A 17,493-nucleotide genomic window follows, 5' to 3' on the forward strand; every position below is an offset into this window, starting at 1 on the left:
CAAGCTTAGATGTTTCCAAAATCTTGAAGATTGATATGGCATCGTGCGATTCTAGACACTCTTCCTTGGAAAAAAATCTCCCCCTCAACAAGACCAAATTCCAATCGCTCATTCATTGGCGGGACAATCCAGACTTTTTCTTGCATAACTTTGCGCTCATTGAGCAAAGCCACAAGAGAAGCCATCCCCGTCCCACAAGCTAGCGTGATCCCCTCCACTCCCCTCTCATAAGTTTTGATTCTATAAATCTCTCCATCACAATAAGCGATATTGACATTGGCATCATATTGCTCTCTTAGTTTTTGTAAAGTCTGTATCTCAAAAGTTTCAAATTCTTCTTTTGAATGGAGCAATGCGATGAGATGAGGAACACCTGTATCAAACAAACTCCACTCTCCAAATTCACCCAAAACTTTATATTTTCCAAGATTGCTTCGCACCCAATAAGGATAACTTGTCTGCAAAACCTCAACCCCAATCCCCCCAGCCCCACTCAAAAAGCAATGCTTTCTTGGAGCTAGGGCATGCAAATAAGCATATAACCCCACACAACGGCTAGCATTTCCACACATTGCAGCCTTTGATCCATCGCTATTATAAAACTCCCACTGATAAGCATATTGATGATGTGGATGCACAATCACCAATCCATCAGCCCCGATTCCCAAGTGACGATCACAAAGAGCTCTAGCAAACACATCACCTCTAAGATCAGAAGGGAATCGATCAGTGATCAAGAAGTCATTTCCACTTGCACTATATTTTTCAAACTCTAGCATCAATCCTCCTTTTTGACATAGAGGTGAGTTTGTGACTTGGGGATTGTCTTGGTTTGGGGTAAAGCAAGCACACGATATCTCTCCTGATGATCTAAATACACCAAAGTGATCTCATCACCGACTTTGACTTCTTTGGAGCTTTTTGCCACATGGGCATTGAGCAAAACTGCGCCATGCTCACACATATCCTGTGCCACACTGCGACGCTTTAAAAGATTGGTGCTATTAAGAAATTTATCAAGACGCATTAACGAATCCTTTTTTGAATCTTTGAGTTGAGTTTCATCATTTTTGATGCCCTACCTTCAAAAAATCCTCTCCTATCTTTGATGATGACCTCTACTGCTTGGGAGGCAAAAGTATCATCATAGCTCTCTTTGGTGCGATTTGCACTTGAAGAATACATCCATCCAAAACGAGTTAAAAACTTCAAATGCTGTTCATCTTTCACCACCCTGATAGCCAAGCCATTAGGATAGATGAAAGTTGTTTTCTTTGATCGTCTGATATGATTTTTGAATCTTGAAGGAGTGCGTGTGAAAGTCTGCAAAGTCGCTAGAGAATCCACCTCGATCAATACCTTTTGACTACCCCTTTGCTTAACCCTATTGATTTTATGAGGATCTTGGCACAGAAAACCAGCTGTTGTATCACTCTGTGCCAAAAAAAGAGCTTGCATCAATCGTTTAAGAAATCTTGAATCGCTCTAGCCTGATAGGGGCTATGAGAGCTGATCTCTTGGATGGCACTACACGCAGCTTTGGCCTCTTGGATCGTTGTGAAATAAGGCACACAGGATTTCAATACCTGCTCTCTCAAAAATTTGGTATCTGTTTTATTGCTTCTCTCATCACTGCTATTGATCACCATCGCTACTTCATGATTGGCAAGTGCATCTTGAATATTTGGACGACCCTCACTGACTTTCAAAACAAGCTCACACTCCACTCCATCATCAATGATTGCTTTATATGTCCCACCTGTAGCACAAACTCTAAACCCCAGATCAATAAAATCCTTTGCCAAAGCAGAGGCAAAAGGCTTATCTAAATCCTGCAAAGAAATGAAAATCTTCCCACTTGTTGGCAGAGTATTTTTGGCTGCAATTTGACTTTTGGCAAAACTTACACCAAAATTTTCACTGATCCCCATCACCTCTCCAGTGCTTTTCATCTCTGGCCCAAGGGAGACATCAGCTCCATTAAGTTTATTGAATGGAAAGACTGATTCTTTGATGGCGATATGTTTGAGATCTTTGTGTTGATAGATTCCATTTTTGCATACAACCATCCCAAAACGATCATAAAACTCCAAAGCTTCTTTAAGATTACCTTGCCACATCACACGCGTTGCAATCTTGGCTAGTGGCATTCCTGTGGCCTTGCTCACAAATGGCACTGTTCGACTTGCACGCGGATTGACCTCGATGAGATAAATCTCATTGTGATAAATGGCATATTGCACATTCATCAGTCCCACTACGCCAAGATTGAGGGCAATCTTTTGAGTCATTTCTTGGATTTGAGCGATCATCTCAGAAGAAAGTGTGGAGGGTGGGAGAGATGAAGCGCTATCTCCTGAGTGGATCCCCGCCTCTTCAATGTGTTGCATAATCCCACCAATATACACATCCACCCCATCACTGATCGCATCCACATCTAGCTCAATAGCACGATCAAGGAATTTATCCACCAAGACTGGAGAACTCTCACTTACTTTCACTGCCTCTTCCATATATGCTCTCAATTCATCATCATTATAAACAATCCGCATCGCCCTCCCCCCAAGCACATAACTAGGACGCACAAGAACTGGGAATCCAATCTTGCTTGCAATACTGTGAGCTTCTTCTTTGTTAAATGCGATTCCATTTTGAGGCTGTTTGAGATGATTGGCTTCTACAAATTCTGCAAACTTCTCTCTATCTTCTGCCACATCGATGACTTTGGCACTTGTGCCAATGATTTTGGCTCCGATGCGTGTGAGCTCTTTGGCAAGCTTAAGTGGCGTTTGCCCTCCAAAATGCACGATGATTCCATCAGGATTTTCTCTCTCAATCACTGATCTCACATGTTCAAAATCAATAGGTTCAAAATAAAGCACATCGCTTGTATCATAATCTGTGCTCACAGTTTCAGGATTGCAGTTATACATAATGCTAGAAATCCCCATATCTTTGAGGGCAAAAGAGGCATGCACACAGCAATAATCAAACTCAATCCCCTGTCCGATGCGATTGGGCCCCCCACCAATGATCATCACTTTTTGATTTGTTAGAGGTAAAATCTCTTCTTTGGATGAAAGTTTGGAAAAATTTCCAATAGATGAATAAAGATAGGGCGTGCTAGAAGTAAATTCTGCCGCACAAGTATCTACTTGCAAATACTGATGCTTCACTTCAAGAGCACATCGAGCTTGATATACTTCGCTTTGTGTGATCTCAATCCCCTCATTACACTTCAGCAAATAAGCAATCATCGCATCTGAGAATCCAAGCGACTTTGCCCTCTTCATCAAAGCTTGATCTTGCAAAATAGAGAGTGTGATCTCTTGCTCAAAAGATATGATTTCCTCAATCTGTCTTAAAAACCAAGGATCAATCTTGCTTAGAGCATGAATTTCATCAAGACCTAATCCTTGTCGGAATCCATCTGCAATATAAAGTAGTCTAGAATCATTGGGACGACGGATTTCATGACGAATTCTTTCCAAATCAGAGCTAATTGAATTAAACCCATATAGCCCTGTTTCAAGAGAGCAAAGTGCCTTTTGGATACTCTCAGCAAAAGTCCCGCCAATGGCCATCACCTCACCAATGCTTTTCATACTTGTCGTCAAGGTAGAATCTGCTGTGGGAAACTTCTCAAATGTAAATCTTGGAATCTTTGTGACAATATAATCAATGCTTGGCTCAAAACTCGCTGTGGTGCCAGTGATATCATTAGTGATCTCATCAAGTCTAAACCCAACAGCCAAAAGTGTGGCAACTTTGGCGATTGGATATCCTGTAGCCTTGCTAGCCAAAGCAGAAGATCGCGAAACGCGTGGATTCATCTCAATCACAATCATACGCCCAGTTTGAGGATTGATGGCAAACTGCACATTACTTCCCCCAGTATCCACACCAATCTCTCTTAAAATCGCAAAAGAAGCATCTCTCATGCGTTGGTATTCTTTGTCTGTCAAAGTCAGTGCTGGAGCGATTGTGATACTATCTCCTGTATGCACCCCCATTGGATCGAGATTTTCAATCGAGCAGACGATGATGCAATTATCCGCAGAATCCCTAATCACTTCCATCTCATACTCTTTCCATCCAAGCAATGATTCCTCAATCAAGATTTCATTGATAGGTGAGGCATCAAGTCCATTTTTGGCCAATGTCTTAAACTCATCGATATTATATGCCACCCCACTCCCCCCACCTGCTAGCGTAAAACTTGCACGGATAATAAGTGGGAATCCGATCTCTTTGGCTGCATTGAGTGCTTCTTCTTCTGTGTAGGCATAACGCGACTTTGGAAGATCCATCCCGATTTTGAGCATTGCTTCTTTAAAGGCCTGACGATCTTCTCCCTTTTTGATTGCCTCTGGATTAGCACCCAAAAACTTCACCCCCTTAAGCATCCCTTTCTCTTCCATACTCATAGCGATATTAAGTGCGGTTTGCCCTCCCATAGTTGGCAAAATCGCATCGATATTTTCTTTGGCAATGATATCTGCAAGCACCTCTTCACTAATGGGCTCAATATAGGTGCGATCAGCAAATTCTGGGTCTGTCATGATCGTAGCTGGATTTGAATTGACAAGCACCACCTTATAACCCAACTCCTTGAGAGTTTTGGCAGCCTGAGTCCCAGAATAGTCAAATTCACAAGCCTGACCAATTACAATGGGACCAGAACCAATCAATAAAATATTCTTAATATCATCGCGTTTTGGCATTTTTTCTCACTTTTTGCAGGAATTCAAGTTCAAGATTCTACAAGACTTGCACAGAAAATTCAAAGGCTTTTGTAGATTTTTGGGATGTTTTTTTGTAATATTTCACTTCCTTTTGCAGACCTATGCAATGGAGAGAAGAAGCAACGCTTCAGGGTAGGAATACAGCAGAGCACTTTTTCTCTTTGTGTGCCTTAGGTATCTGCAAGAGGGCTGATTATTTCTTCTGAGATTCCAATTCTTTCAAATAGTTTTCCAAAAACTTCAATCCAGCTGTCGCGACTTTGATGTCTTCATCTCCATGTGCTCCACCTACACCTATGCCTCCCACGACAACACCCTCAATCACAATAGGGATCCCTCCATCCATCGTCGTAAAGTTTTCATCCAAAAATTTTAAATCTTGCGGGATTTTCCCCTCTTGTATTCCTCGTCCAATCATTTGAGTTGTACGCTTTTGAGAATTGGCTGTATAGGCTTTCTTATAACTCGCCCTAAGCGTATGCACTCCTGCTCTATGATCTCTCAAAACTCCCAAAACTACACCAGAGCGATCAACAATCGTAATACTTACAAAATGCCCATTTTCTTTGGCTTTTTTGGAGGCTTCTTGCAACATCCCCCAAGTCATTTCTTGATTGAGGATTGGCTCTTTTGGAATCTCTGCCATCCCCCATACAAAACAAACCATCATCAATAATGCTCTCATTCTTTCTCCTTTTTATTTGGTGTCAATTGATACAAATTTATCTCTCCCATCTCTTAGCGATAGCCAAAATGCGAGACAAAAACTGATCAGGTCGATTTTGCCAAAATCCCACATCACACACAACAATCAAGCGTTTTTTGACTCTAGAGATTGCGACATTGAGTGCTTGAAGCGCTAAGGGATTAGATGAATCACTGAGATGATAATGAAGGGTAACGGGTGAGAAAATCACATCATCAAACTCTTGTCCTTGCGATCCATGGATAGTAAAAACTCGATCATAAGGCACTCCATTATAAATCAATGCTTGACGCTGCTTGACAAAGGGAGTGATGATGGCATAACTCCCACTCATTGATGAAAGAATTGTTTTGATACCTTGAATCTCTTTGGGGCTAATATGTCTAGAATCTACCTCTCCCCTCAAACTCTCAAGAGACAACGATGAGCAATCCAGATAATACACTTCACTTTCTATTGCTCGTCCTTTGAGACCATTTTGATACACAAACTCATCTAAGAGCCTAGCTAGATTATCTCCATATCGGAATGTTTCTTTCAAGATCGCTGTTTTTGTTTGCTTCAATCGTAATTGTTTTTGCTCAAAAATCCCCTCTTGAAGTTCAAAAAAAGATTCCAAAAATAAAGCAGATAGATTCCATAGCTTAGCTCTTGGGTGTTTTTCTAGCTCTTTTTGGGGCATCTCACACACTGGCATCAATTGCTTATGATCCCCAAGCATACTTAAAGGGGAAGGATTGGCGCATAGAGCACACACTTTAATGAGTGGAGCAAATCCACATTCATCAAGAAAAATATGATCAAATTTGATCTTTAACCCCTCATATCGCTTGATAAATCCATCTAATGTCATCGCAATCACACAAGCTTGCTCCATCCTCTCCTTTGGGGTGCCAAGAGAGAAGAGTGAAAGCTGCTTTTTATCCAATGCACTGCTATCACAGCTCTCAGGATAAAGAGTCAAAAATTCAGCACTTGGCACCCCAAGCCTCAAAAATAAGCTTCTCTCCAACCCAAGTTCATCAGATTTTTTGATCACTGTTTTGAGTGCAAGCTCAAGGGCATTATTGGTTGGAGCAATGAGGGCGACTTTTTTGTTTTGTTTGATCAAAAATAAAAGTGATTCAAAAAGCACCCTTTGTGTTTTGCCACTCCCAGGAGCACCCCAAACATAACTTAAAGGAGAAGAGAAAATAGATCGAAGTGCTCTAGCCTGATCATGGCTTAAGCGATCTAGAGGGATATCTTGCTCACAAAGCTTGTATGGAATCTGAGATGGAAAAGTAAGATTGGCATTTGCAAAAAAATGCTCTACATTTTTGACTAAGAATTTTAGATCACTTAAAAGCTCAAATTCTTTGAATAGATCAGTTGGGATCATAAACTCAAGGAGTAAGATATGTTTTTGCTCATCATAAGAGATGAGGACAATCTCATCCTCATCACCCACATAAAACTCCCTTCCACCACAACGCAATAGCAAAGAATCAGTGCTAAAGAGTTTTTGAGCCAAAAAGATATAAAGCCTTTGCCCCTCAAAATGAAAAGACTTGGTGCGAATAATCTCTACACCAAGCCCATGAGTTTCTAGATAGTCATAATAAACCCTAGCAGAATCAACAAGTGTCTCAATCAAAATAATAATTTATACCCCAAACTAAACTGCCCCCCAGAATACACCTGATGGCGTGTCTCCTCAGCCAAAACTTCTGTAGGAAGAGCCAAAGGAGAGATTGGAGCTTTATAAGTCAAATCAAGACGATGAATCCGCTCAAAAGTCACAGATGCACCGACCCTCCAATATGCACTATAAGTCTCACTCTTGATGGCATAGCCATTGACACGAGTGCCAGAAACCAAAAAAGTCATTCCATATTCAAATCCACCAAAGATTCCAAGATTGACAGAATCTTGCTTTAAGAAATCAACCAAAAGATCCAAAGCACCAGAGAGTGAAAACACTCCAGCAATCCCACTATCAACACTCGCTCCTCCGATCCCAAACTCCCCCATCGCTCGCCCTCCGACATATTCCTCACGATCCCAGTATTGCTGAACACCACCATTGAGACTGAGGACATAGGATTTTGAGTTCATCTCCAATTCTTGTTTGCTTCCATTTTTGCCCCGAGCTTCAATTTGGAGAGTAGGTGAGCTAAAGGTGATCCCAGCTCCTGCAAAATAATTCAAATTTGTCCCAAATAACGCTCCAACTATCACAAATATCAACAACACAAAACGCATTACTTCTCCTTTGAAGCCAAAATTAAAGATGAGATCTTGGCATAGTAATTCTTAGCCCAAACATCCACAAAGGCACTCTTGACCAAATCTTCTTTGAGGGTTTCTAGACTAGCAAACTCTTCAATCGAATTTGGCAAATAAGTATAAGCTTGTTTGTTTTTGGAGATCAATCCTCCCAAAATGGGAAGAATCTTCTGTGTATAAAACAAACCCATAGAATCTAAAAAAGATGGATTAGGATTATGCATAAACTCCAAGATCAAAAGCACCCCCCCTCTTTTGAGCACACGATAAAACTCACGCAATGCCAGAGGATAATCACATACATTGCGCAATCCATAAGCGATAGAAATCACATCTACACTTTCATCATCCAAAGGAAGATTTTGTGCTTGAGCTTGTAAAAACCTACAATCTCCAACCTTGCTTTGAGCTACTTTGAGCATCCCCTCAGATGGATCAACACCAATAAATTCACAAGAATTCAAGCGATCCTGCCAGTGCAAAATCATATCTCCAGTGCCACAGGCAACATCTAAAATCTTAAGATTCTCCCTTCTTCCAAGTCTCTTTAGAGCAAGCTCACATCCTTCTTTTCTCCAACCCACATCCATCCCAAAACTCAAAATGCGATTGGCCAGATCATATCGTGAGGCGATGCGATCAAACATCTCAACAATCTGTTTTTGTTTATCCATTGTGATCCTTGGCTTTGAGTGTGAGCCATTGCTGCAAGATTTGAATTTGAGCCAAAGTCTGTTTTGTTGAAGTTCCCCCCAGAGAATCTCTAGCATTCATTGAAGTATGCAAATCCAAAGCCTGCTTTACACCAGTTTTGATACGCGAATCAAAGCCCAAAATCTCATCTTCTGCCAGCTCAGAGAGATCCACACCTCTAGATTCTGCATAGGCAACAACCTCACCTGTGATGTGATGTGCCTCACGAAAAGGGATCCCACATGATTGCACCAAAAAGTCTGCCAAATCAGTCGCACTAATATGTCCAATCAAAGCCATCTGATGCATCCTATCAGTATGGATTGTAAGAGTTTGCAGAGAAGCCTCTAAAATTTCTAGAGAAATAAGTGCTGTTTGCACACTATCAAATACTCCTTCTTTGTCTTCTTGAGTGTCTTTATTGTAAGCCAAAGGCAACCCTTTCATCACAGTCAAAAGTGCGATGAGATTCCCATAAGTTCGCCCACTTTTTCCCCTCAATAACTCAGCAACATCAGGATTTTTCTTCTGAGGCATAATCGAGCTTCCCGTGGAATATTCATCAGAAAAACTCACAAATCCAAACTCATAGCTACTCCACAGCACAAGCTCTTCTGCAACCCTTGAGATATGCATCATCACCATCGCAATCTCATAGAGCAAATCAAGTGCAAAATCTCTATCACTCACAGAATCCATCGCATTGAGCGTGGGGGCGATAAATCCAAGATTGTGAGCCACGCTTTCTCGATTTGTCCTATAAGGAACACCAGCCAACGCTCCAGAACCAAGGGGTGAATAGTTATGACGCTCATAACTTGCTTGCAATCTCTCCACATCTCTCTTAAATGCGCAACACCAAGCCACAAGATGAAATCCAAAATTGATAGGCTGAGCATGCTGCAAATGCGTCATCCCAGGCATTAGCGTCTCTGTATGATTGGAAGCAATCTTTAGGAGCGTGTCAATCAATGCACAAAGTTTGGATCGGATTTGCTGATTGCTTTGCAATACAAACAATCTAAAATCTAGCGCAACCTGATCATTACGACTTCTTGCTGTGTGTAGCCTCTTACCTGCATCTCCGATACGCTCAATCAATGCCCCCTCAATTGCCATATGAATATCCTCATCACTGAGTTTGAATTCAAATCGCCCTTCTAAAATTTCACATGCAATCTCATCAAGCCCCCGATGAATCGCATCTCTATCCTCAGCACTCAAGACCCCAATCTCACACAACATATCAGAATGTGCTTTTGAACCCCTAATATCTTGCTCCCATAATTTTTGATCAAAAGGAATAGAGGCATTAAACTCATCCAAAAGCTTACTTGAATCTTTGCTAAACCGTCCAGACCAAAGCTTTGCCATCTTATTTCACCCACAATGCTGGTTGAAAAACAACCAAATAAACAATCGCAATCAAAATCAAAGTCGGAATCTCATTGAAGATTCTAAAGAACTTCCCACTTAGTTTGCACACCCCTTTGGCAAACTGCTTCATAAACATTCCGCACAAGAAATGATAGGCTACAAGCAAAATGACAAAAGTTAGCTTAATATGCATCCAAGCAGCGCTTCTTAAATACTCTCCCCCACCCATGATCCAAATCAACCCCAAACCACTTCCAAGTGTCGCAATCATCGCTGGCCAACCAATAAAATAATACAACTTGCTCTCTTGAATCTTGACTACATCATTAAATCCAGCATTATGAATATGCTCAGCATGATAAACAAATAAGCGTGGGATATAAAACAACATCGCCATCCATGAGGTAAAGGCTAAAATATGCAAAACCTTGAGCCATTGGTATGCTTCCATCACTTTCTCCTTAATTTTCTACAAACTCAAAACTTATATTCTAACAAGTTTTCTGATAAGCCAAATTGGGCAACATTTTAAAAAACTCTTCTTTATTTTCTTGTGTTGTGCTCAATAAAAGCTTCACAGACTCACTCTGAAACCCTCTATCTCGCACAATAATCCCTAATCGCGTGATCCAATACTGCACTTGATTTAAAACTGCATAAGGAATCTCAAGCTCAAAATCAACCAATTCTCTATATTCCTCAAACCCCCCATCTTCTCTAGCATTCAAAATCACAGTTTGAGCAGCTTGAGTATAAGCCCTCACCAATCCTCCTACTCCAAGTAGAGTTCCACCAAAATATCTCACAGTGATCAATCCCACATCAAGCAAATCTTCTCCTCTCAACACATTAAGAGTTGGGACTCCAGAACTTCCTTTTGGCTCACCATCATCGCTAAATGATTCAATGATTTGACATTCTTTTTTGCGAGATGCATAGACAAAATGAACAGCTTTGGGATGCTTATCTTTGAGATCTAGCATCACTTCATCAAAAAGCATATAAGGAAATAAAAAAGAAAGAAATTTTGACCCCCTACTCTCAAAAACCCCCTGATAGAGAGATGAAACTGTATATACCACTCTCAATCAATTCTTATTTTCGACATTTGAAGGAGTTGCTGTATTGGCAGAAACCTCTAGGGGTGAAAGAGTGATTTGGAGATTCTCTCTTTTGAGAATCAAATTTTTGCCTTCTTTATGCACCTCAAAATCACCATCAAACTCTTCCATCAATTTCTGCTCAAATCTTATGGCTTCTTCAGAACACATCTTTCTTGTCATACCAGAATTGCGCATCTCAAGCTTTTGATCATCCAACCATACATAGGTTGCAAAAAATGCATTGCATCCTGTATTGCCATAGAGTTTCAACTCTTGAGTGTCAAAACGCAGACTAGGGATCTCTTCATATCCATTTGGTGTGTAAGTTTCCTTCCCCAAGGTAAAAGATGTGATTTTCCAGTTATTTTTGGCTAGATCAATCTTTGGTCCCAAATCAAAGATGTTTGCAAGAAAACACCCATTTAAAAAAAGTGCGATAAAAACAAATTGAAAGATAAAACTAAATCTTCTCATGCAAACCTCTTATAAATCAATGCTTAATTTTTAATAAATTGTAGGGAAAAAAATCAAACAAACCCCCCAAAACCCCCTATTTTGCACATTATGTAAATTATTGCAAAGCTTTTTTGGCGCTTTCTACAATCTTTGAAAATGCGCTCATATCATTCATGGCCATATCTGCAAGAATCTTGCGATCTAGCTCGATATTTGCAAGTTTCAAACCGTGCATAAACTTAGAATAGCTAATCTCATGCATACGACAAGCGGCATTGATTCTGACAATCCACAAACTTCTAAACTCTCTCTTCTTTTGCTTTCTATCACGGAAAGCATAATACATGCTTCTTTCAAGCTGTTCTTTTGCTTTACGGAAATGTTTTCTTCTCCCGCTATAAAAACCTCTAGCGAGCTTTAAGATTTTTTTGTGGCGTCTTCTTCGCACCACTCCAGTTTTTACTCTCATTCTTTCTCCTTTACCTTATTCATAAGGTGTGATTTTCATCAAACTTTCCCTATTTTTAGGGGGACAACAACTCATTCTATCCTTAAGCCATACACAATAGCTTCTTGATCGAATCCATGTTCGTATCATGAACATATTTGGGTGCATTGAGATTTGCTTTTCTTTTGTGATCTTTCTTTGTCAAGATATGACTTTTGAAAGCACTGCCACGCTTAACCAAGTTTTTTTTGACCTTGAAGCGCTTCGCTGCACCACGATTGGTTTTCATCTTTGGCATTTTCATTCTCCTTTCATAAGATTAATTACTTCTTTCTTGGCACAAACAAGATATTGACATAACGACCCTCAAGTTTGGCTTCTTTTTCTGCAGTAGCAATATCTTCAAGCATCTCTTGAACCTTGCCCAAGAGATCTAACCCTATTCCTGGGATTCCAACCTCTCTTTGCTTAAGAAATACACGGAACTTCACATGTTTTCCATTCTCCAAAAATTCTCGTGCATGCTTGACTTTGTAATTGATATCATTTTGAGCAATCTGAACAGAAAGTTTAATCTCTTTGATCTCGATTTGCTTTTGTTTTTTGCGTGCCTCTTTTTGTTTCTTCTCAGCCTGATATTTAAATTTTCCATAATCCATAATTTTACAGACTGGAGGATTGGCATTGGGTGAAATCAACACTAGATCCAAATCATGCTGAACAGCAAGCTCCAAAGCTTCTCTTGAACTCATAATTCCAAACTGCTCCCCACCCTCACCAATACAACGCACTTCTTTTAGTCGAATCTCTTCATTGAGTAATGTCTCTTCTTTGCTCAAAAGCTAACCTCTTTCATTTTAGTTTCTACAAGTTTGAGGAACTCTTCCTCACTCAGCTCATATTGTGATTTTTCCCTTCGATCTCTAATAGGTAGAATTTTGCTTTCTATCTCTTTTTCACCCAATACAATGATCATAGGGACTTTTTGTTTCTCAGCACTTCTCACACGCTTGCTTAAGGTCTCATTTTTATTGAAAATCTCAGCATAAGCTCCACGCTCTAGGATCTGATCTCTTAGATCCTGTGCATATCTGACTTGATCTTGAGAAATTGGAATAATGATCACTTGAGTTGGAGCGATGAAAAATGGCAATTCTCCCGCAAAATGCTCGATCAAAATCCCTACAAATCGCTCAAATGACCCCAAAATCGCGCGATGTATCATCACAGGTTGCTTGGGTGTATTGTCCTCATCAATATATTCAAGAGCAAATCTTTGTGGGAGATTCATATCAATCTGCACAGTGCCACACTGCCACTTTCTGCCAATAGCATCTGTGATCTTCATATCGATTTTTGGACCATAAAATGCCCCGCCCCCCTCATCGATTCCATAAGCAATCCCACAAGCACTCAAGGCATCTTTGAGCGCTTGAGTTGAGATCTCCCAAATCCTTTCATCTCCGATAGATTTTTCAGGCTTGGTTGAGATTTCCATTTCATATTGGAATCCAAAAGCCTCCATAATGGCTTGAGCAAATTTGATGATCGAAATGATTTCATCTCTAATCTGATCGGGCTTACAGAAAATATGTGCATCATCTTGGGTAAATTCCCTCACACGCAATAATCCATGCAGCACCCCACTTTTCTCATGGCGATGCACAACGCCATATTCATAAAATCGCAATGGCAGCTCCCGATAGGAACGAATCGAGCTCTGATAAACCTTGATATGTCCCACACAATTCATAGGCTTTATGCCATATTCCACCTCATCAATTTGTGTGAAATACATATTCTCACCATAATTTGCATAATGCCCACTAATCTTCCAAAGATCACTTTTAAGCAACTCTGGACCTCTCACAGGTTCATAATATCGGACAATATGCGCCCTTGTCAGCAAGCCCTCAAGTGTGCGTCTAAGTCGTGCTCCTTTTGGAAGCCAGATTGGAAGACCTGCTCCTACATCTTCATCAAAAGTAAAAAGCCCCATTTCAACACCAAGTTTGCGATGATCACGCTTCTTGGCTTCCTCAAGCTGGAAAAGATAGTGCTTAAGAGAATCTTTATCGGCAAATGCGATTCCATAGATTCTAGTGAGCATCTTGGCTTTTTCATCTCCTCCAAGATAGGCGCCAGCAACTTTTGTCAGTTTGAAAGCATGAAGAAACTTTGTGTTAGGAAGATGAGGACCACGGCATAGATCCTCAAAATCTCCTTGAGAATAAAGACTGAGAGTTGGAGAATCAATCCTTGAAATCACAGCCATCTTAAGATCATCATGCTCAAAACGCTTGATCACCTCTTCTCTTGGAAGTGTTCTTCTAGAGATTTCAAAGCCCTGCTTGGCCAACTCTTTCATCTTTTCTTCAATCTTGCCCAAATCCTCTTCAGAGATCTTTGAACTAACCTCAAAATCATAATAAAAGCCCTCATCTACTACAGGACCGACGAAGAATTTTGCTTCTGGATAAAGTGTTTTGATTGCCTGTGCCATCAAATGAGCACAAGAGTGACGCAAGATGGAAAGAGATTCTATTGAATTATCAAATACGACTTCTTCTCCTTTTAGCCCAAACTCCCTAGCAGTGCAAAGATCAAAAACTCCTTCAGCATTTTTGATGCCTATGATTTCAGACATATAACCTCTATATCATTAAAATTCACTAAAAGCTGTGATTATACACTAGGAGATGGGGTTTTTTTCTGAAATAAAAGTTTCAAGATAAAGATTGCAATCCCAAGATTGATCATCACATCCGCAAAATTAAAAATTGCAAATTCAAATCCATAATGCCAATACACATAATCCACAACACCCCCAACCACAAAGCGATCATAGAGATTGGATGCTCCAGATCCAACAATCAGTGCAAATTCTAAAACATGATTTTTGAGCAAATCTTTTGATGCCAATACACCATATCCCAGTAGCATAACAAAAGCAAGCTGTATCCACTTCAGCCATTCTCCCAAAAATTCAAACATCGAAAAAGCAACGCCATTATTAAGAATATAAACGATAGAAATCACATCTCCTTGATATCTAAATCCATCAAGAATAATCTTTTTGATCTCCTGATCAATCCAAACAACACAAACGCTCAAAATCAAAAAAATCAATATCATTTTGGGATTATTCTTTAGATTTTCCCATATTTTACATGGACACAAAGTGATTTCTTTTTGCAAGCTCTCTTCCCTCTCAACTCTATCTTTACAGCGATCCAAGTGATCAAAAAATAATTATAACTGTTATCATTGCATTTTTACTCAATGCCATCTCAAAGGATAATCATGCTATACATTATTATAGGTGTTATTTTTGAAATTTATTGGGCATGGGGACTAAAACATGCTGTAGGTGATTTTTGGGGTATTGCTAGCATTGCGCTTTCTCTTATGATCTCTTTTTATTGCCTTATTCAAGCTTGCAAAACTCTTGAGGTAAGTATTGCTTATGCAATCTATACAGGACTTGGAGCAAGTGGGTTGGTCATCATTGATATGTTTTCTCTTGGTTTTGATGTCACAAAATTTTCGCTCATTTGTTTATTGCTTGCTGGAATCATCGGCATCAAATTATCCAATCAACCATCAAAAGGTCAGATCAAATGAGCTGGATTTATTTGATCACATCTGGAATCTTTGAGATTTTTGGCATTTTGATTTTTAAAAAGGTAGCACATTCACAAGGTAAATCTCTCATCAAATGGCTTGTGATTTTGGCATTAAACTTTTGCTTCTCTTTGGGTCTCCTATCTTTAGCAATGCAAACGATAGACATGAGTATTGCTTATGCTGTATGGACTGGGATTGGCGCAAGTGGAGGAGTGATAGCAGCGCGCATTTTTTACCAAGAGCTTCTATCGATTCAAAAAACCCTCTGTCTGATTGTCATCATCGCCTCGATGGTTGGGCTCAAGCTTGTGTCTTGATGCCCAAGAAGTGCTTATCCCTGCACTTCACCCAAAGCATTTTTGAAAAACTCTATAAGCTCCTCCATCATTTCTGAAATCTCTCGCTCACTCTTGCCCTCTAATAAAATTCTAAGCTTATTTTCTGTCCCCGAATAACGAATCAAATGGCGCATTTTTTTCTTTTGAATTGTTTGGATCATCTGATTATAGCCTTTAAGCCCATCAAGATTTTGCTTTGAAGCAACATTCAGATTCACCAAGATGCTTGGATACAGATCGAATGGAGTAAGAACCTTGGAGGCTTGTTTTTGAGAATGCTTAACCATCGCCATCACCTGAAGAGCGCTTGTGATCCCATCTCCAGTCTTTGCAAAATTAGAAAAAATAATATGCCCACTTTGCTCTCCCCCAAAATTTGCATGATTTTTTTGCATCTCCTCTAGGACATATTTGTCTCCCACATTGCTCCTAATCAATTCTAAATCATGCTTTTTTAAGAATTCTTCGAGTGCAAGATTACTCATTAGCGTTGTGACGATCTTGGGACTTGTAAGGGCATTGATTTGTTTTTGATAGAGAGCTAAAGCCCCCAAAAGCTTATCTCCATCGATAATATTTGATTTCTCATCAACAACGACCAATCGATCTGCATCTCCATCAAAAGCAAAACCTATATCAGCACGATATTCTCTCACAGCATTTGCAAGCCCTTGAGGATGGAGTGCCCCACATTGTTCATTGATATTGAATCCATTGGGTTCATCATGGATCACAATCACATCAGCACCAAGTTCATCAAATACCAAAGGCGCGACTTTATATGCAGCTCCATTGCTTACATCAAGGACGACACGCACTCCTTGTAGATTTAAATCCTTGGGAAAAGAGTTTTTGATATGCACGATATAGCGCCCAACCACATCATCAATGCGTTTAGAACTCCCAATCTCTTTGCCACTTTTAAGAGCAGATTCCAAAAGATTCTCATCAGCAAAAATCTCTTCAATCTCTCTTTCTGCTTGGACATCGAGTTTGAAACCAAAACGATCAAAGAATTTAATCCCATTATCTTCATAAGGATTATGACTAGCACTAATCATAATCCCACCATCACAGCGCATATCTTCTGTCAAAAATGCGATTGCTGGTGTTGGCATCGGTCCAATCTGAATCACATCAAAACCCACAGAAGTCAGCGCGGATACCAAGGCGTTTTCTATCATATAGCCGCTACGCCTTGTGTCTTTGCCTACCAAGATCTTATTGGTGATTGAATGTTTGCGAAAATAGATTCCTGCGGCTATGCCAAGCTTTAATACTTTCATAGAAGTGATATCAACGCCAGCCTTACCCCTCACACCATCAGTTCCAAAAATTTTCATTTTTTCTCCATTTTTAAAGTATAATCCTAGGTTTATTTTGAAATCTTAGAAGGCATAATTTTAGCCTTAAATTCACAAAAAGGACTAAGCTAAACATGGCAAATCACAAATCTGCAGAAAAAAGAATTCGACAGACCATTAAGAGAACGGAGAGAAATCGATATTACCGCACTAGAATGAAAAATATCATTCGCGCCGTTAGAGAAGCAGTCAGTGCTAAAGATCTCAATAAAGCACAAGAAAGTCTCAAGATTGCAAATAGAGAATTACACAAATTTGTCAGTAAAGGGATCTTGAAGAAAAACACTGCTTCAAGAAAAGTTAGCAGACTCAATGCTTATGTCAAGAAGTTTGCCCTCCAAACCGCCTAACACAACTACATCCTATCA

General features: G+C 39.9%; 21 protein-coding genes and 1 other RNA gene. 4 read left to right on the forward strand and 18 right to left on the reverse strand.

Going from position 1 to position 17,493, the window contains the following annotated elements:
• Window positions 1-5: 5 nt before the first annotated feature.
• The 4 genes from dapF to carB are packed head-to-tail and all read right to left on the reverse strand — an operon-like array spanning window position 6 to window position 4,724.
• Window positions 6-779, reverse strand: a complete 774-nt coding sequence (gene dapF, locus T391_RS0106960; RefSeq protein ID WP_034584078.1) for a diaminopimelate epimerase — start codon at window positions 777-779, stop codon at window positions 6-8.
• Window positions 779-1,027 (reverse strand): RNA-binding S4 domain-containing protein, encoded by a 249-nt coding sequence (locus T391_RS0106965; protein ID WP_027327723.1) that lies wholly within the window; start codon window positions 1,025-1,027, stop codon window positions 779-781. The genes dapF and T391_RS0106965 overlap by 1 nt, the downstream gene beginning before the upstream one ends.
• Entirely contained in the window at window positions 1,027-1,458 is a 432-nt protein-coding gene (locus T391_RS0106970; RefSeq protein ID WP_027327724.1) for a Sua5 YciO YrdC YwlC family protein, read from the reverse strand. Before T391_RS0106970 ends, T391_RS0106965 begins: the two co-directional genes overlap by 1 nt.
• Window positions 1,458-4,724 carry a carbamoyl-phosphate synthase large subunit gene (gene carB, locus T391_RS0106975; protein WP_027327725.1) on the reverse strand — a complete coding sequence of 1,089 codons (3,267 nt, stop codon included), beginning with the start codon at window positions 4,722-4,724 and terminating at the stop codon, window positions 1,458-1,460. Before carB ends, T391_RS0106970 begins: the two co-directional genes overlap by 1 nt.
• A gap of 111 nt (window positions 4,725-4,835) precedes the next feature.
• On the opposite strand from carB, the gene ffs reads away from it, so the two are divergent.
• Window positions 4,836-4,933: signal recognition particle sRNA small type (gene ffs, locus T391_RS08545), an RNA gene on the forward strand.
• Window positions 4,934-4,938: 5 nt separating this feature from the next.
• On the opposite strand, the gene T391_RS0106980 is transcribed toward ffs, so the two are convergent.
• From T391_RS0106980 to lspA, 13 genes are all read right to left on the reverse strand, one after another.
• Window positions 4,939-5,430 carry a GlcG/HbpS family heme-binding protein gene (locus T391_RS0106980; RefSeq protein WP_027327726.1) on the reverse strand — a complete coding sequence of 164 codons (492 nt, stop codon included), beginning with the start codon at window positions 5,428-5,430 and terminating at the stop codon, window positions 4,939-4,941.
• 37 nt (window positions 5,431-5,467) lie between these two features.
• Window positions 5,468-7,087 (reverse strand): AAA domain-containing protein, encoded by a 1,620-nt coding sequence (locus T391_RS0106985; protein ID WP_051420683.1) that lies wholly within the window; start codon window positions 7,085-7,087, stop codon window positions 5,468-5,470.
• Window positions 7,084-7,695: an outer membrane beta-barrel protein gene (locus T391_RS0106990; protein ID WP_027327728.1), complete on the reverse strand. Its 612-nt coding sequence runs from the start codon at window positions 7,693-7,695 to the stop codon at window positions 7,084-7,086. Before T391_RS0106990 ends, T391_RS0106985 begins: the two co-directional genes overlap by 4 nt.
• Entirely contained in the window at window positions 7,695-8,393 is a 699-nt protein-coding gene (ubiE, locus tag T391_RS0106995) for a bifunctional demethylmenaquinone methyltransferase/2-methoxy-6-polyprenyl-1,4-benzoquinol methylase UbiE (protein WP_027327729.1), read from the reverse strand. The genes T391_RS0106990 and ubiE overlap by 1 nt, the downstream gene beginning before the upstream one ends.
• Window positions 8,386-9,786: an argininosuccinate lyase gene (gene argH, locus T391_RS0107000; protein ID WP_027327730.1), complete on the reverse strand. Its 1,401-nt coding sequence runs from the start codon at window positions 9,784-9,786 to the stop codon at window positions 8,386-8,388. The genes ubiE and argH overlap by 8 nt, the downstream gene beginning before the upstream one ends.
• Window position 9,787: 1 nt before the next feature.
• Window positions 9,788-10,240 carry a protoporphyrinogen oxidase HemJ gene (hemJ, locus tag T391_RS0107005; RefSeq protein ID WP_027327731.1) on the reverse strand — a complete coding sequence of 151 codons (453 nt, stop codon included), beginning with the start codon at window positions 10,238-10,240 and terminating at the stop codon, window positions 9,788-9,790.
• A 40-nt stretch (window positions 10,241-10,280) separates the two neighbouring features.
• A complete protein-coding gene (locus tag T391_RS0107010; RefSeq protein ID WP_034584302.1) occupies window positions 10,281-10,871 on the reverse strand; it encodes a YigZ family protein in 591 nt (196 codons plus the stop codon).
• Between the two features lie 6 nt (window positions 10,872-10,877).
• Complete coding sequence (locus T391_RS08480; RefSeq protein WP_051420685.1) at window positions 10,878-11,366, reverse strand: META domain-containing protein; 489 nt, start codon at window positions 11,364-11,366, stop codon at window positions 10,878-10,880.
• A gap of 97 nt (window positions 11,367-11,463) precedes the next feature.
• The gene (rplT, locus tag T391_RS0107020; protein ID WP_027327733.1) at window positions 11,464-11,817 is read right to left on the reverse strand and encodes a 50S ribosomal protein L20; all 354 of its coding nucleotides are present in this window, start codon (window positions 11,815-11,817) and stop codon (window positions 11,464-11,466) included.
• 82 nt (window positions 11,818-11,899) lie between these two features.
• Window positions 11,900-12,094: a 50S ribosomal protein L35 gene (gene rpmI / locus T391_RS0107025; protein ID WP_027327734.1), complete on the reverse strand. Its 195-nt coding sequence runs from the start codon at window positions 12,092-12,094 to the stop codon at window positions 11,900-11,902.
• A 25-nt stretch (window positions 12,095-12,119) separates the two neighbouring features.
• Window positions 12,120-12,635: a translation initiation factor IF-3 gene (infC, locus tag T391_RS0107030; RefSeq protein ID WP_027327735.1), complete on the reverse strand. Its 516-nt coding sequence runs from the start codon at window positions 12,633-12,635 to the stop codon at window positions 12,120-12,122.
• Window positions 12,632-14,443: a threonine--tRNA ligase gene (thrS, locus tag T391_RS0107035; RefSeq protein WP_027327736.1), complete on the reverse strand. Its 1,812-nt coding sequence runs from the start codon at window positions 14,441-14,443 to the stop codon at window positions 12,632-12,634. Before thrS ends, infC begins: the two co-directional genes overlap by 4 nt.
• A 38-nt stretch (window positions 14,444-14,481) precedes the next feature.
• Window positions 14,482-14,931, reverse strand: a complete 450-nt coding sequence (lspA, locus tag T391_RS0107040) for a signal peptidase II (RefSeq protein ID WP_034584310.1) — start codon at window positions 14,929-14,931, stop codon at window positions 14,482-14,484.
• Window positions 14,932-15,099: 168 nt separating this feature from the next.
• Here lspA and T391_RS0107045 point away from each other — a divergent pair, with 168 nt between their 5' ends.
• Together T391_RS0107045 and T391_RS0107050 are read left to right on the forward strand one after the other, a co-directional pair.
• Window positions 15,100-15,420, forward strand: a complete 321-nt coding sequence (locus T391_RS0107045; protein ID WP_034584083.1) for a DMT family transporter — start codon at window positions 15,100-15,102, stop codon at window positions 15,418-15,420.
• Window positions 15,417-15,740, forward strand: coding sequence for a DMT family transporter (locus tag T391_RS0107050; RefSeq protein WP_027327739.1), 324 nt, complete (start codon window positions 15,417-15,419; stop codon window positions 15,738-15,740). The genes T391_RS0107045 and T391_RS0107050 overlap by 4 nt, the downstream gene beginning before the upstream one ends.
• 14 nt (window positions 15,741-15,754) lie before the next feature.
• Here the strand turns inward: T391_RS0107050 and glmM are convergent, their stop codons facing one another.
• Entirely contained in the window at window positions 15,755-17,104 is a 1,350-nt protein-coding gene (gene glmM / locus T391_RS0107055) for a phosphoglucosamine mutase (protein ID WP_027327740.1), read from the reverse strand.
• 95 nt (window positions 17,105-17,199) lie between these two features.
• On the opposite strand from glmM, the gene rpsT reads away from it, so the two are divergent.
• On the forward strand, window positions 17,200-17,475 hold the full coding sequence (gene rpsT / locus T391_RS0107060) for a 30S ribosomal protein S20 (RefSeq protein WP_027327741.1): 276 nt from the start codon (window positions 17,200-17,202) through the stop codon (window positions 17,473-17,475).
• The last annotated feature ends 18 nt before the right edge of the window (window positions 17,476-17,493 follow it).

Source organism: Helicobacter pametensis ATCC 51478 (assembly GCF_000518225.1).
Classification (GTDB): domain Bacteria; phylum Campylobacterota; class Campylobacteria; order Campylobacterales; family Helicobacteraceae; genus Helicobacter_G; species Helicobacter_G pametensis.